This is a genomic window from Methylobacterium sp. WL116 (assembly GCF_008039455.1).
GTDB lineage: Bacteria > Pseudomonadota > Alphaproteobacteria > Rhizobiales > Beijerinckiaceae > Methylobacterium.
Genome location: NZ_VRUV01000090.1, coordinates 1 through 12,497, shown reverse-complemented (window position 1 = coordinate 12,497; position 12,497 = coordinate 1). Strand labels below are relative to the sequence as shown.

Sequence of the window (12,497 nt, the reverse complement as noted above, 5' to 3'; positions counted from 1 at the left end):
GGGGATCGCCTACTGGCGCGCCGCCCTCGCGGCCCGGCGCTTCGCATCCGCCCCGCTGAAGGGCCGCGTGCCGGTGGAGGAGGTCGGCCTCGCGGTTAACTCGGCCCGGGGCCGAAGCCAGGACCAGCTCCACATCCATCTCGACTGCATCAAGCCGCGGGTGCTGGCCGCCCTGCGGACGCACGGCCACGGCATCCGCGCCACCTGGGCACCGTTCCCGGTTCCCCTCGCGGGCGACCGCTACCTCGCCCTGCGGGTGACGGCTGCCGAGGCGGAGCGCTTCAACCCGTTCGCGGCGCTCGTCCGCCTGCCGGGGCGTTGGGACCTGCGGCAGACCAGCCTCGCGGCGGTCGCGACCCCGGCCGCCGATCTGGATCCCGGCTACTACGTGCTGGCCTACCGGGCGCCGCGGGCGAGCGCCGAGGACCTGATGGATCACACCTGCGGGGCGGCTACCGGAGCCGCGACGCCGTAGGCCGCGTGCCGCCGGCGTCGACGGTCATCCACAGGTCGCTCCGTGCCGTCGAGCCGAACCGGATCGGGGCCGACGAGGCGAAGCGTCATCACGCGCGAGCGCCTTCGCGCGACAACCGGTTGCCTCGACAAGGCGATGCCGGCGCTTATCCTTCACCGATGCGCTTTCCCGAAGCCAGCCGTCACCACGTCCAAGGCGGCCTGCCGCGCGATCGTCCGGATGCCTGAGACGTCGGACCGATCGCCGCGCTGCGTCCACTACGTCGGCTTCAAGGACGATCGCTACTGGAACGCCGTCCGGATCTTCGGCGGTCCCCGGGTGATCCACCGCCGCTGGGATTGGTTCGCGGTCCACGATGTCGGGCCCGACGACGTGGTCGTGTTCGCCGAGGGCGATGCCAGCCAGCCGATGGCGGCGTGGAACGCGACCGACATCGACGAACGCTGGCTCACCTGAGCCGCCGGCCCGCCGTACGCCGGACCATGATCGGGCTGCGGCACTCGAGGCAGCGCGAGCGTGCGAACCGAACCCGGATGGCGACCGTTGATGCGCCATGACCGATCCGACATCCGCCCCAGCGTCCGACGCGATCATCGACGCCCGCCGCCGCGAGATGGCGGTCGAGCACCTGCTGTTCGGCACGATCCGCTTCGTCGCGCAGCGCCATCCGGAGCTCCTCGACGAGCTCGACGGCAGCCTCGACCACCTGTGGGACAAGGCCCACGGCGAGGCCCGCGACGACGAGGCGGTGCGCGAGATCGCGCGGCGCTTCATCAAGAGCCTGCACGCCGAGAGCTAGCAGCCGCACGGCCACCCGCGACCTCTCGGGTTCGATGTCTTACAGGGCCGCCTTCGAGGCGGGCGGTGCCGCAGGCGGCCGGCACCGCCAGCCGCGGACCGATGCGGCCGGTGGAGAACGCATCCTCGCGCAACGGCCGCTGTTCATGCCGGTGCCGTCGGCCTCGGCGCGTGGGCGGCGCCTTCGCATAGCCCGCCGAGGTCCGGCCCCAGCAAGCGCGAGGACCGAAACCCGCACTTAATTTTTGCTTTGGGAGTGCCGGCGCGTCCGCCAGCCGACCGGCACCTTGCAGCGCCGGTGCAGCGCGAAACTTCAGGACGTGCGGCACCGCGCAGGCGCCGTGGATCGCGTCGATCAGGTCGATCGCAACAACCCGCCTCTGCAGGTCGAGCGCCGTGTCGAGAAGCGGCCCGAACGCGCCCGCGCCGACCTTATCGACCCGGACGTCGATCCGACCGAACGGCCGCAAGGGGCTCGGCTGCGATGGCCGCCACCGCCTCGGGACCGGTCGCGTCGGTTGGGGTCGCGACCACCTCGTCGTTGCCGACCCGGAACTCACGACCGCGTGGCATCGGGCCCACCGATACGGTGCGCGGCCGGAACGACGCAGCCCGCGCGCGCCATGAACGCCCCAGCGGCCGCATGGGCGATACCGCTCGATGCGCCGGTCAGGACGACGGTCACCATTGGAGTTCGGACATGCTCGCGCTCCGTCGCGACGTGCTTCGCGAGGCGAGCAGGTCCGGGTTCGCGTCCTGCGCGCGACCCTTACGACATAGGCGTTTGCCGGGTTGGGGTGCCACGGCCCGATCGTGCAGGCGAGAAGAAGCTTGACCGCGGCAACTAGTACGAACACATTATACTAGGAAATCCAGCCTATGACTTATGTCATATGTGCATTCTTAAGTTTGTTGGAGTCAAAGTCCGGAATTTATCGTAATAGAGCGCAATGCAGGTGCATCTCGTTACGCTCGGCTCACACGGCGACGTTCTGCCGTTCCTTGCGCTCGCCTCCGCCCTCAAGCGGCGCGGTCATGCCGTCGCCCTGGCGGCGCCGGCGCCGTTCGGCGGGCTGGCGAAGCGGGCCGGGGTCGATTTCCACGCTCTCGGCACGCAGGCGGATTACGAGCGCACCATCCGGCACCCGGATCTCTGGCATCCGCGGCGCGGGGTCGCACCGCTTCTGCAGACCCTGTCCTCGGCGACCGAGCCGGTGTTCGACTGGCTGCGCACACGGTGGTCGGCCGAGGGCGGTGTCGTCGTGGCGTCGCCCAACAGCCTCGGCGCCCGCGTCGCGCAGGACAAGCTCGGCCTGCCCCTGGTGACGCTCCACGTCGCGCCGTTCCTGATCGAGAGCCGCCGCGACGCCCCCGTTCTTCCGGGCCTGCCGCTGGCGCACCTCCTGCCGTCGCGCACGCGGCATTGGCTCGGGCGGGGCGGGGATCGCTACGTCGTCGACCCGGCGGTGCTGCCCGGCCTGAACGCGTTTCGGGCGACCCTCGGCCTGCCGCCGATCCGCCGGCTGCGCCACTGGTGGAACAGCCCGACGCGGATGGTGCTCACCTGCCCGGACTGGTTCGCCGAGCCGCAGCCCGATTGGCCCGAGCAGGCCGTGCAGGTCGGCTTTCCGCTCTCGGATCGCTTCGGTGACCGGGACGGGCTCGACCCGGAGGTGGCGGCTTTCCTCGACGCGGGCGCGCCGCCCATCGCCTTCACCTACGGCTCGGGAATGCGCCAGGGTCGGGCGTTCTTCCGCACCGCGACCGCCCTGTGCCGGCGCATGGGCCGCCGCGGCATCCTGCTGGCGCCGCAGGCCGATCAGGTCTCCGACACCCTGCCGCCGGAGATCCGGCACGTGGCCTACGCGCCGTTCAGCGCGCTGCTGCCGCACTGTGCCGCCCTGGTCCATCACGGCGGCATCGGCACCGTGGCGCAGGCGCTCACCGCCGGCATCCCGCAGCTCGTCGTTCCGGTGGCGTTCGATCACTTCGACGAAGCCGCCCGCCTGAGGAAGCTCGGCGTGGGGGCGACGCTGAGCCGTCGCCGGTTCACGCCGTCACGCGGCGCGCGCGTCATGGATCGGCTCCTGACCTCCCCGACCGTGGCGCACGCCTGCCGCGAGGCCGCGCAGCGAGTCGCGCACGAAGACGGGCTCGGCGCGACCTGCGATGCCGTCGAGCAGGCGATGGCGGCGTGAGCCCCGGCATGACCACGAAACGTCGGTCGCACCCGGTGACGGGCGACGGCCCGGCCGATTGAGCGGTCGCGACCGTCGGGTTGGCCGCCTGAGTGAGGTCAGGCTCGCGACCGCGACCTCCGCGGCACCTGACCACAGGCTCCGAACCGGGTGGCGAACGGACGGTTGGCCTCGCGACCATGGGTGGCATGGGCGGGCCTGCCCGGCATGTCGCGACGAAGGAGGTTCCGGGTGCCGTTTTCACCGAACAAGGCGATCTGCGTCCTCGGCTGCGTCGCCTGCCTACTGGGGCCGGCATGGCCTGCCGCGGCGCAGAGCACGGGCTACGTCACCGGCTTTCCGGGCAAGGATCCGGCCGGCGACGACGAGATCGGGTGGGGGCCGGCCTACAGGCCGGAGACGAGCTTCTCGCAACCCGGCACGCCGCCGACGCCCGGCGATTTCGCGGGCGCGGCCTATCGGGCGCGCACGGGCCGCGGGCCCTACGACGACGTGCAGAACGTCCGTAGCATGCGGCAGGTCCGTACAGAGCCCAGCGAGCGGTTCGCGACGGCATCGCAGCGCATCGTCCGCGCGCGTCGGATCGGCAAGCGGTCAGCGGCCGCACACGGTCACGTCCGGCACCGGGCGGCACGGCAGGCGATCCGATGAAGAGGCCCTTTCGCGTCGACCGCGACGCGTCTTCCGCGCGAGGGCGACGCTACAGGAAGTCGATCTTCCGGGCGAAATAGTCGCTGTGCGGATTGACGCCCATCGGCTCGGACGAGACGAAGGGCCGGGCCGCCTGGAACACGATCATCGCCATGATGGCCGCCATCGACCCACCGACCGGTGCCGATACGATGGCCAGGACCGGCGAGTATTTCCAGAGCAGCAGAGTCGTGATCGCGAGCCCGACGGCCGACGCCAGCACGATCCGAAAGATGCAGCATTCCGACGGTTGCATGCTTGCCTCCCAACCTGGGCACTTAAATCATAGGTTGTTAACATTGCCAAACATTCAATCGTGCCGTGTGTGCGTACTCATCCGCAAGGCATGACCGTGGCTTACCGCGTGCAGGCTGCGGCCTCGCGGTTTTTCGGAAGGCTGTTGCACCCCGGTCACGCTGGATCACGGCGGGCAACGATCCGCCGGCAGCGTCTCCTGCAATCATCCTGGCACCGACCTTGCTCCGGATGGTGCACCGCGACGTGTTGCGACGCAGCGTGCGCACCGGCACGTCACGGCCGAGGTCGGATCGCCATCTCTGGATCGACGCAGATCGCGGTGCGGCTGCACCGCCGGCGGATCGCTTCGCCACAACCGGTAAGGATGCCAAGCATGAAACTGAAGCTGTTCAGCTACGCGATGATCGGGGCCTTCGCTTTCGGCCTCGTTGCGACCGTCATCGGGACGGCCAGCGTGATTGTCGGCTTCTGACCGAAGGACTTGGGGCGCGATTCGAGGCGTGCGCGAGGGGACCGGGTCCCGCCGCGCGCGTCCCATGCTGGATCGGACCCACGCATTCAGGGCCCTGGTTCGGCGGTGATCGAACGCTAGGTGCGTGTGCCTGAGCGACGGCGATCCGCCGGCGCGAGCCGGATACCGTCCCATGGCCCTGGAAAAGCATTCCGATCAGGATGCGCACCTTTCCGCCACCGATCCGAACATCGTGGTCTTCGCAATGATCGAGGGTGGGCGGGTGATCCACGTCGAGATCCCGGTTGACGTGATGCATGCCGAGTTCGGCGCGACCAAGCTCGGGCCGGTCGACTTCTTCGAGTCGCATCGTGCCGTGATCGAGGGAACCGCGAAGCAGATCTATGAGCGCCTGTCCGAGCCGAGCGACCGCGTTCGGATCGGTGCTGCGGATTTTGCCGCGCCGGGCTCGCGGGCCAATGCGGCGGATGAGGTGACCTGACCGAGGACGACCCGTCGAGGCTCCCCGGCTCGGACGCGATCGGCACCGCGGATCATGCCGCCGGCGCCGCTCGGAACATCGCGACGCGCTTGCGAGAACCGCGACCGATCGCAGGACGTTGCTCTTCCGAACCGGAGAGTCCCCCATGCCCTATCAGGTCGCCAACACCGAAGATCTCGCGAACACCACCTACGACGCCGGCCGTCCCGCCGACGCTGGGGAAACGCGTGATGCGCCAGCCGCCCGGAAGCTGGAGGAAGGCCTGACCGACGCGACCAGTTCCGAGCCGCTCCCGGTGCCGGGAGAGGATGCCGAGGTCGGCTTGGCCCAGAAGGGCACCGGCGAGGCCGCGGTCGTCCGCCGCGAAACCGAGATCTGAAGGACCGCCCGCATGACCGCCGACACAACCGACACCCAGGCCCAGCGGATGCCGCAGGGAAAACCGAAGCCGGACGGCGCGGCGATCACGCCCCAGGACACCGTCACCGGGGAGACCAAGCCGGGCGCGGGCCCGATGGACCGGCCGGGAACGGAGGCCGAGGATAAGGCTCGGCGTCCGTAGGCCGCCAGGCGCGGCTGGACCCGACGACGCGAACTCGCAACCTGTCCCGAACGCGGATCGGCGCGAGCCGCTGGGTTCGCCATGCCATAGGGTTCGATCGGCGAAGCGACGCCGCCACGCGGTCGCGTCGAGGCCGCGAGGCCTCCGGCAGCGTGACGGCATCGGCGCTCTCGGCGAGACGGACCCGATCAGCCGGTCTTCTCGACGGCGCTCGGCAGGACGAGCGGCGGCGTCTGCTGGTGCTGGATCACGCGCCAGACCTCGTGCGACACGCGTCGATAGGTCGAGGTGCAGTTCGCCTGATACGCCTCGTCGTCGCGCGCGGCCTCGACGTGGTAGGCGACCACGATGATGCCCTCCTGCGGCCGGGCGATCTGGCCCTTCGAGAACGCGAGCTCGGTCCATCGCGGCGTATGAGCGACGGCCTCGATCGCCTGGGTGCCGCTGAGCACGAAGGGCGGGTGCGGCAGCACCATGAGGCATTCCTCGTCGACGAGCTCGCGATAATGGTCGGGACTGCCGTCCCAGAGGCTCTTCTCGAAAGACCAGACACGGTCGTCGTCCATGGCATTCACCTCAAGCAGCGGGAAGTCCCTCGGAGAAGTGCGGTCGCACCGCTTCGTTCCGTCGTGCCGCGACCCTGCGAGCGGGTCGACCGCTTGAGGCTCGGGTCTTCCGAAACCGTAAAACAGTATCGTCGACGCGCCCGAACGTGCTTGGCCCGACGTCGCGCAACGATCTTCGGAGAGGGCCATTCCGGCTGGGCGACGTCCCGCACTGTGCTTCGGAAGCCTTGTCGGACCGCGGCCGAATTCTGACGCCGGGCCGGCCGCCGCAGTCGCTTTCCGGTCGTCCGAAGCTCCGATGTCTAAATTCGGCACATCATCGACGGCATCGCTCTTGCCGAAACTTGGTGCGTTCGCCATTTCTTGTCTCACTCACGGACAAGCGGGGGCCCGCGATCCGGGATCGAAACGATGTCCTCATCAACGACGGAACGGCTCCTCGATGTCGGCGGCCCCTTGAGCCGCCGATCGACGGTCATCGCCAACGTGCGCTGGTTCCGAAAGCTCGCCGCGCGCGCGCTTCGCGACGGCGCGCCGAATGCGGAGGTGCGGGCGGCCAACGCCCGAGCCGCCGCGCGCATCCTGATCCGTCAGGGGAAGCGCGAAGCGCTGGTCGACCGCATGATCCGTGAGACGCAAGGGGCCGACGTTTAGGCCTTCCGCACCGATCCACGCCCTTCGCGAACAGTCCGCCGGCGCGCCGCATCCACGCACCGGCGGCCGACGGTCAGTGCCCGGCCGGCGCCGGCTGACCCGGCTGGAGCCAGGTCTTCAGCGCGTCGAGCCAGCCGGCAGGCAGCACGACCCAGCTCGGCAGGGCGGGCAGGACGTTGGCGGCCGAGCCGTTCCAGCGGCCGGCGAGGGTCTGGCGGCTTTCCGCATCCATCTCGCGTATCTTCATGTCGAGGATCTTCTCCTGGATCGGCAGCGTCTGCATCTGCGCCTGAGCCGACTGGGCGTTCTTCATCGCCACGAAGGTCAGGTCGATCGCCTTCTGGATCTCGGGGTTGTCAAAGGTCAGACCCTCGGCGTAGCCGAGCGTCGTCACCGTGATCCCCATCGGCTCGTAGACGCGCCGGACCTCCTTCTCGACGGCCTCGATGATCGCGGCCTTGCCGTGGATCGCCTCGTCGGTGGTGCGGCGGCCGAACTCCTTGGCCATCGCCGCCTGGACGGTGCGGTGGACGTTCTCGTCGACCACCTCGGCCAGCGACTTGCCCTGGATCACGCTCGCGAAGTTCACCTGCGGGTCGCTCGCGTTGCCGCCGGTGGCACGCGCGCCGAACCAGTAGACGAACTTGCTCGCATCCTCCTCCTTCACGAAGGCCGAGACGACGACGCCGGTGCGCAGGGTCACCGATTCCGCGGTCTCGAAGCGGATGCCCTGGTCCTTGGCCGAGGTGCCGCGATCGGTCGAGCTCACCCATTCGCGCGAGACCGGCGACCGGTCGACGAGCATCAGCCGCGCGGCGGGCACGTAGTAGTCGTAGGCCCAGCCGGGATTGCGGATCAGCGTGTGCGGGATCTGGACCCGCTTCATCGCGACCTTGCGCTCGTTCAGGAACTGCTCGGACATGAAGGCCGCCTGGCCGGACTTCGATTCGCCGAGCTCGGGGATGAGGAAGGCGGTCTGGTTCGGCAGGACCTCGACGAATTCCGGGTAGTCGCGGGTGTCGTAGTAGGCCTGCGCCGGCTCGGGCTGCGCCTCGACCAGCAAGCCCGCGACCGCGAGCCCGGCATATCCGGCCCCGCGCCGTCCGACGCACCAGATCGCGGCGATCAGGGCCAGGGACAGGATTGCCGCGAACGGGCCGGCGCCGTTCAGGGCCGTCGCGGCCCAGGCGGTCTCGGCCGCCGGCCAGTCGGCATCCTGGAACTGGCGGGCCGCGATGCGCCCGGCCTCCGCGGCGCCGAGCCGGTCGCCCGGCCCTGCACGCAGGACGAAGACATCCGTGCCGACGACGAGCGTCGTCAACGCGATACGAAGCGTGGTGCTCATGGATGGGGGTCTGCAGCGAGACGTGAGATGCCCCAGATGGCCTGGGGCCGTCACCGTGGGCGGAGGGCACGCCGGAGTCTCGCCGGGGCCGCGTCGCGCGGTGCTCGCCGACCGGGATGGCGGCGAACGACGGTGATCATCGCGCCGCGTCGTGTGCGCCGCAACACCAAAGCGACAGGCGGTGCGTGCGGCGCGGACAACGAAGCCATGCGACCCTTGCAGGTCGCCGGCCTCACCGACCGAGGGACGGGCCGCCGGCCGCACCGCCGGTGCCGGGCGGTCCGCTGGTCGGCGTCCCGCCGATGTTCACGCTCGGGGTGGTACCGGGCACGGACGAGTTGCTCGGGTTGGCCTCGTTGCCGCGGGTGATCGGGCTCGGGCCGAGGTCGCGCGCTCCGCCGCCAACACCGCCGGTGCCGGGAGGGGCGGTGACGCCGGTATTGCCGGCGCCGCCCGTGACGATCTGCGCCGAGGCGGGACCGCTTAGGAGAACTCCGAGCGCGGAGGCGAGTGCGATCGTCGAGCGTGTCATCGGGCCGTCCATTTTATGAGAGGTCGCACGGCAACGGACGGAAGCAGGCGCGGTTCATCCGAAACCCGGGGGATTCGGCAGGTCGACCACCTGCCTAGCCTCGGCGGCATCGCTGCGAGGTCGCTCAAGTCGCTCTTCGATGGCTGGCACCGCTTCTCGACCGGTCGACGGGGTTGCCCTAGGCTTCGGCGACACGAGGATGTCCGGCATGCGAGGGCACGGGGTGAGGAGCGTGCGTTTCCCGAAGCGATCACGTCCGTCGGCCCCGCCGTCGACGTTCTCTGCGGTGCTCGTGGCGATGGTCGCCCTCGTGCCGGCGGCGTCCGCGGCGCCGCGCGGGGACGGATCTCGGCACGTCGTCGTGAAGTACGGCCTCAGCTTCCTCAATCTCGGCGTCGGCACCGCGGATCTCACGGCCGACCTCACCCCCGAGCGCTACGCGATCGGCCTCACCGGGCGCCTCACCGGTCTCGCCGGCTGGTTCTTCCAGGGCGACGGCACGGCGCGGTCGAGCGGGCGCCTGTCGCCGGCCGGGGCGGTGCCGAGCACCTTTCGGATCGACAGCCGCTACGGCACCGCACCGGTGCGCGTGCTGGTGACGTTCGATGCCGGCACCGTCCGCAAGGCGGAGGTCGAGCCCGAGCCGCAGCCGAAACCCGATCGCGTCCCGGTCACCGCCGCCGACACGACCAACGTCACCGATCCGATCGGCATGCTGGCGGTGCAGGTCGGCCCCGGCCCGCTGGTCCCCGCCATGTGCGATCGGCGCATCCCGGTCTTCGACGGCGCCGCCCGCGCCGACATCGCGCTGTCGCGCGGCACGGTGGTCCAGGTCACCGTCGGGCCCTACCGCGGGCCCGCGCTCGAGTGCCGGATCCGCTGGATCCCGGTGGCGGGCCACCGCGCCAAGGGCTCGTCAGTGCGCCGGATGTCGGAGAACGACGACATGCGCGTGCGCCTGGCCCCGATCACGGAAGCCGGGCTGCTGCTGCCGCTCTCGATCGCCGTCGGCACCGGCTGGGGCACGGCGCGCATCGAGGCGACGAGCTGGAATGCCGCGCCGGCCAAACCCGCCCACGCGGATCCATGAGGCCGGCTCGGGGCTTTCGGCATCGCGGCCCATGTTCGGACCTGGCGCCCCATGCGTCGGACGAAGGCCGCAGGAGGACGATGCGATGCGACGCCCACCCTTTGCGATCCGATCGCTCGCGGCCCTGGCGATGATCGTCCTCCCGGTCGCGGGCATGCCCCGCGCCCAGGCTCAGACCGTCGCGGCGCCGCCGTCCGGCTCCGCGGCGGCGACGCCCGACAACGCGATCCTGCTCACGGTCTTCCTGAAGCACGACCAGTCGCGGCCGCTGGCCGAGCTGAACGCGCAGCTCACCCGGCAGGGGTTCTACAAGGCCTTCCCGCCGCCCGGCATCGAGGTGGTGTCGTGGAACGTCGTGATGGGCATCGGCCAGGTCATCGTCCTGTGCCTGCCGGCGAACCGGATCCGCGAGATCAACCGCGTGCTGGAGGATACCGCCTGGGGCGCCTACCGGACCGAGTTCTACCCGACCTACGATTACAGGGCCGTCGGCCTCGGCGAGCACGAGAAGGCGCAGTAGGCCGCACCGATGACGACCGGTCAGGCCCGGCTTCGGCTCGGGCCACGGCGTTGAAGGCCGCTTTCGCGAGCGTGGTCGCAGACGTCTCGCGCTCCCCGCGGGCGTCCCGCGCCGATGCCCGCCGGCGGCATCGGCGCGGCGGACACGTCGCGCGGCGGATCGCCCGATGCGGCATCTCGAGCCGATGTTTTAGACCGGACTTGGTCTGGCTCCCTGTCCGTGGCATAATCGGCGCATGAGCGATACATCAACGAACATCCATCCGTACTCCCTGGAGATCATTCCCCCGAAGGCCGACGGCGGCTCGTATCAGTGGGCCATCCGCAAGAATGGCAAGCTGACCCAGCGCTCCGACCGGAGCCTGCCGAGCGAGGCGAAGGCCCGCGAGAGCGGCCTCGGCCAGATCGAGAAGCTGCTGTCGGGCGTCGGCGACCGCTAAGGCCCGCGACCCTTCGATTTGCGAGACAGGAACGGCGCGGCCCCCCAGGGTCCGCGCCGTTCCGCTTTCCGGGCGTCGTCGTCGCCGCATCCCCGGGCCGGACGACAGGGTTCGACCGCAGGACGGTTGCCATGTCCGCCCCGGCGCCAATGTAAGGCTCATGCTCGAAACGAACCGCCAAGCCCAGACCATCGTCGCCAAGCCGGACGCGCCGCCGACCCTGGACGCGCTGACGCGCCAGCGCCTCGGGCGCCATCTCCAGGCGCTCTACGAGCCGGTGATCGACGAAGCGCTCGATCCACGCCTGGCCGAATTGATGCGGCAGCTCGACGACGATCGACAGGGCGGTTCCTGACGCCGCGTTCCGAAGCGGGGGGAACGCTGCGCTCCGTCATCGGTACGGAACGTCCGACGCTTGCATGGTGCGTCGCAACGCACTATTGGTGCGTTGCGGGATAGCGATGGCGTCGCAGTCCTGCTGCCCATCTTGGGCGTTTCCTCCCTAGACTTCGGGCCGCTCCTTTCGGGGCGGCCTTTTTTCTGTCCGGGCCGTCGCGTCGACCGGGGACGACACGTCCTGGCAAGCGCGCTGATGCGCGATCCGGCGGACGGCGTTATCCTCGTCCGGCCGAAGCTGCGACCCGAACCTCGGTCCGACGGAGCGGATGCCCGGCCCCACCGCGTGCGAGGGACTCGACGCATGAGCAACGTGATTCGTCCCACCTTCGGCCGCCAGCCGCATCCCGTCGACGCGGAGTCCGACGAGGCGGCCTATCAGCCGCTTCGGGTCTACGGCGAGGCCGCCGGCCACGTCGTCGCCCTGGTCGAGGATCCCGACGCGCCGGCCGGCGCCGTGCTCAAGGTCGTGGTCGGGCCGCTTTCGGGAAACATCGTCGAGGCCGTCGCGGTCCTGCCCCGGACGGAAGCCGGCGAGATCGATGCCGAGCTCGTCGGCATGGCGGTGCTGCGCACCCTCGCGCTGATGGATTAGGGCGTCGGCCCGGGAAAGCCGCCGTTGCCGGTGCGCCGAGACGCGGCAACCGCATCCCCAAAGGCGCGGCGATCGGGTAGCGTGTCGCCCGATCGGAGGACCGCCCGGCAACCTCCCCCATCCCGGCCACGGACGGGTCGAACCCCATGCCAGCCCTCGGCCCGTTGCGCGACCGCCTCGGGGCGGCCCCGGCGCTCCACGATCCGAACACCGCCGCCGCCCGGCTCGGCGACGTCGAAGCCGCATTCCCGGCGGGGTTCCTCACGCCGCCCCTGCGGCCGCTGCTCCTCGGGATCGCCGACCATTCCCCGTTCCTGTGGCGGCTGATCGCGCAGGCGCCGGAGCGCTTCGCCGCCCCGAGGCGGTCGCGCAACGGGCCGAGGGCTGGCATGGGGTTCGACCCGTCCGTGGCCGGGATGGGGGAGG

At 70.4% G+C, this 12,497-nt stretch carries 19 protein-coding genes; 15 read left to right on the top strand and 4 right to left on the bottom strand.

What is annotated here, in order from left to right; all coding sequences use genetic code 11:
• The 5 genes from FV223_RS09700 to FV223_RS31700 form a co-directional block, all read left to right on the top strand.
• The coding region (locus FV223_RS09700) for a CDP-diacylglycerol diphosphatase (protein WP_147726760.1) at nt 1-475 on the top strand (475 nt) is incomplete at its 5' end.
• Between the two features lie 219 nt (nt 476-694).
• Nucleotides 695-931, top strand: coding sequence for a hypothetical protein (locus FV223_RS09695; RefSeq protein WP_147726758.1), 237 nt, complete (start codon nt 695-697; stop codon nt 929-931).
• 97 nt (nt 932-1,028) lie between these two features.
• Complete coding sequence (locus FV223_RS09690; protein ID WP_187274660.1) at nt 1,029-1,274, top strand: hypothetical protein; 246 nt, start codon at nt 1,029-1,031, stop codon at nt 1,272-1,274.
• Nucleotides 1,275-2,223: 949 nt separating this feature from the next.
• Nucleotides 2,224-3,471 (top strand): nucleotide disphospho-sugar-binding domain-containing protein, encoded by a 1,248-nt coding sequence (locus FV223_RS09685; protein ID WP_147726756.1) that lies wholly within the window; start codon nt 2,224-2,226, stop codon nt 3,469-3,471.
• A gap of 231 nt (nt 3,472-3,702) precedes the next feature.
• The gene (locus FV223_RS31700) at nt 3,703-4,122 is read left to right on the top strand and encodes a hypothetical protein (RefSeq protein ID WP_243949321.1); all 420 of its coding nucleotides are present in this window, start codon (nt 3,703-3,705) and stop codon (nt 4,120-4,122) included.
• 49 nt (nt 4,123-4,171) lie between these two features.
• Here the strand turns inward: FV223_RS31700 and FV223_RS09675 are convergent, their stop codons facing one another.
• Nucleotides 4,172-4,417 carry a hypothetical protein gene (locus FV223_RS09675; RefSeq protein ID WP_147726754.1) on the bottom strand — a complete coding sequence of 82 codons (246 nt, stop codon included), beginning with the start codon at nt 4,415-4,417 and terminating at the stop codon, nt 4,172-4,174.
• Nucleotides 4,418-5,063: 646 nt separating this feature from the next.
• On the opposite strand from FV223_RS09675, the gene FV223_RS09670 reads away from it, so the two are divergent.
• The 3 genes from FV223_RS09670 to FV223_RS30235 all read left to right on the top strand — a co-directional run bounded on the left by FV223_RS09670 (nt 5,064) and on the right by FV223_RS30235 (nt 5,934).
• Entirely contained in the window at nt 5,064-5,372 is a 309-nt protein-coding gene (locus tag FV223_RS09670) for a DUF1488 family protein (RefSeq protein WP_147726752.1), read from the top strand.
• A gap of 145 nt (nt 5,373-5,517) precedes the next feature.
• Nucleotides 5,518-5,751: a hypothetical protein gene (locus FV223_RS09665; protein WP_147726750.1), complete on the top strand. Its 234-nt coding sequence runs from the start codon at nt 5,518-5,520 to the stop codon at nt 5,749-5,751.
• A gap of 12 nt (nt 5,752-5,763) precedes the next feature.
• Complete coding sequence (locus FV223_RS30235; RefSeq protein ID WP_187274663.1) at nt 5,764-5,934, top strand: hypothetical protein; 171 nt, start codon at nt 5,764-5,766, stop codon at nt 5,932-5,934.
• Nucleotides 5,935-6,122: 188 nt separating this feature from the next.
• Here the strand turns inward: FV223_RS30235 and FV223_RS09660 are convergent, their stop codons facing one another.
• Nucleotides 6,123-6,500 (bottom strand): DUF4440 domain-containing protein, encoded by a 378-nt coding sequence (locus tag FV223_RS09660; protein ID WP_147726748.1) that lies wholly within the window; start codon nt 6,498-6,500, stop codon nt 6,123-6,125.
• A gap of 411 nt (nt 6,501-6,911) precedes the next feature.
• On the opposite strand from FV223_RS09660, the gene FV223_RS09655 reads away from it, so the two are divergent.
• On the top strand, nt 6,912-7,154 hold the full coding sequence (locus FV223_RS09655) for a hypothetical protein (RefSeq protein ID WP_147726746.1): 243 nt from the start codon (nt 6,912-6,914) through the stop codon (nt 7,152-7,154).
• A 73-nt stretch (nt 7,155-7,227) separates the two neighbouring features.
• Here the strand turns inward: FV223_RS09655 and FV223_RS09650 are convergent, their stop codons facing one another.
• Together FV223_RS09650 and FV223_RS09645 are read right to left on the bottom strand one after the other, a co-directional pair.
• Complete coding sequence (locus FV223_RS09650) at nt 7,228-8,499, bottom strand: SPFH domain-containing protein (protein ID WP_147726744.1); 1,272 nt, start codon at nt 8,497-8,499, stop codon at nt 7,228-7,230.
• Nucleotides 8,500-8,731: 232 nt separating this feature from the next.
• Nucleotides 8,732-9,031 (bottom strand): hypothetical protein, encoded by a 300-nt coding sequence (locus FV223_RS09645; RefSeq protein WP_147726742.1) that lies wholly within the window; start codon nt 9,029-9,031, stop codon nt 8,732-8,734.
• Between the two features lie 298 nt (nt 9,032-9,329).
• Between FV223_RS09645 and FV223_RS09640 the strand changes: the two genes are divergently transcribed.
• From FV223_RS09640 to FV223_RS09615, 6 genes are all read left to right on the top strand, one after another.
• Entirely contained in the window at nt 9,330-10,121 is a 792-nt protein-coding gene (locus FV223_RS09640; protein WP_246689650.1) for a DUF3108 domain-containing protein, read from the top strand.
• 130 nt (nt 10,122-10,251) lie between these two features.
• Nucleotides 10,252-10,641: a hypothetical protein gene (locus tag FV223_RS09635; protein ID WP_210246690.1), complete on the top strand. Its 390-nt coding sequence runs from the start codon at nt 10,252-10,254 to the stop codon at nt 10,639-10,641.
• Nucleotides 10,642-10,876: 235 nt separating this feature from the next.
• Nucleotides 10,877-11,080, top strand: a complete 204-nt coding sequence (locus FV223_RS09630) for a hypothetical protein (RefSeq protein ID WP_147726737.1) — start codon at nt 10,877-10,879, stop codon at nt 11,078-11,080.
• Between the two features lie 160 nt (nt 11,081-11,240).
• Nucleotides 11,241-11,435 (top strand): hypothetical protein, encoded by a 195-nt coding sequence (locus FV223_RS09625; RefSeq protein ID WP_147726735.1) that lies wholly within the window; start codon nt 11,241-11,243, stop codon nt 11,433-11,435.
• Between the two features lie 345 nt (nt 11,436-11,780).
• Nucleotides 11,781-12,071, top strand: coding sequence for a hypothetical protein (locus tag FV223_RS09620; protein ID WP_147726733.1), 291 nt, complete (start codon nt 11,781-11,783; stop codon nt 12,069-12,071).
• Between the two features lie 146 nt (nt 12,072-12,217).
• Nucleotides 12,218-12,497, top strand: a 280-nt coding sequence (locus FV223_RS09615) for a hypothetical protein (RefSeq protein WP_147726731.1), incomplete at its 3' end; no start/stop codon positions are given.

Coding starts and splice junctions, on each gene's coding strand:
- FV223_RS09645 (WP_147726742.1), bottom strand. CDS start 9,031: ATGACACGCTCGACGATCGCACTCGCCTCCGCGCTCGGAGTTCTCCTA.
- FV223_RS09660 (WP_147726748.1), bottom strand. CDS start 6,500: ATGGACGACGACCGTGTCTGGTCTTTCGAGAAGAGCCTCTGGGACGGC.
- FV223_RS09675 (WP_147726754.1), bottom strand. CDS start 4,417: ATGCAACCGTCGGAATGCTGCATCTTTCGGATCGTGCTGGCGTCGGCC.
- FV223_RS09685 (WP_147726756.1), top strand. CDS start 2,224: ATGCAGGTGCATCTCGTTACGCTCGGCTCACACGGCGACGTTCTGCCG.
- FV223_RS09665 (WP_147726750.1), top strand. CDS start 5,518: ATGCCCTATCAGGTCGCCAACACCGAAGATCTCGCGAACACCACCTAC.
- FV223_RS09625 (WP_147726735.1), top strand. CDS start 11,241: ATGCTCGAAACGAACCGCCAAGCCCAGACCATCGTCGCCAAGCCGGAC.
- FV223_RS09640 (WP_246689650.1), top strand. CDS start 9,330: ATGGTCGCCCTCGTGCCGGCGGCGTCCGCGGCGCCGCGCGGGGACGGA.
- FV223_RS09695 (WP_147726758.1), top strand. CDS start 695: ATGCCTGAGACGTCGGACCGATCGCCGCGCTGCGTCCACTACGTCGGC.
- FV223_RS09620 (WP_147726733.1), top strand. CDS start 11,781: ATGAGCAACGTGATTCGTCCCACCTTCGGCCGCCAGCCGCATCCCGTC.
- FV223_RS09650 (WP_147726744.1), bottom strand. CDS start 8,499: ATGAGCACCACGCTTCGTATCGCGTTGACGACGCTCGTCGTCGGCACG.
- FV223_RS09630 (WP_147726737.1), top strand. CDS start 10,877: ATGAGCGATACATCAACGAACATCCATCCGTACTCCCTGGAGATCATT.
- FV223_RS09670 (WP_147726752.1), top strand. CDS start 5,064: ATGGCCCTGGAAAAGCATTCCGATCAGGATGCGCACCTTTCCGCCACC.
- FV223_RS30235 (WP_187274663.1), top strand. CDS start 5,764: ATGACCGCCGACACAACCGACACCCAGGCCCAGCGGATGCCGCAGGGA.
- FV223_RS09655 (WP_147726746.1), top strand. CDS start 6,912: ATGTCCTCATCAACGACGGAACGGCTCCTCGATGTCGGCGGCCCCTTG.
- FV223_RS09690 (WP_187274660.1), top strand. CDS start 1,029: ATGACCGATCCGACATCCGCCCCAGCGTCCGACGCGATCATCGACGCC.
- FV223_RS09635 (WP_210246690.1), top strand. CDS start 10,252: ATGATCGTCCTCCCGGTCGCGGGCATGCCCCGCGCCCAGGCTCAGACC.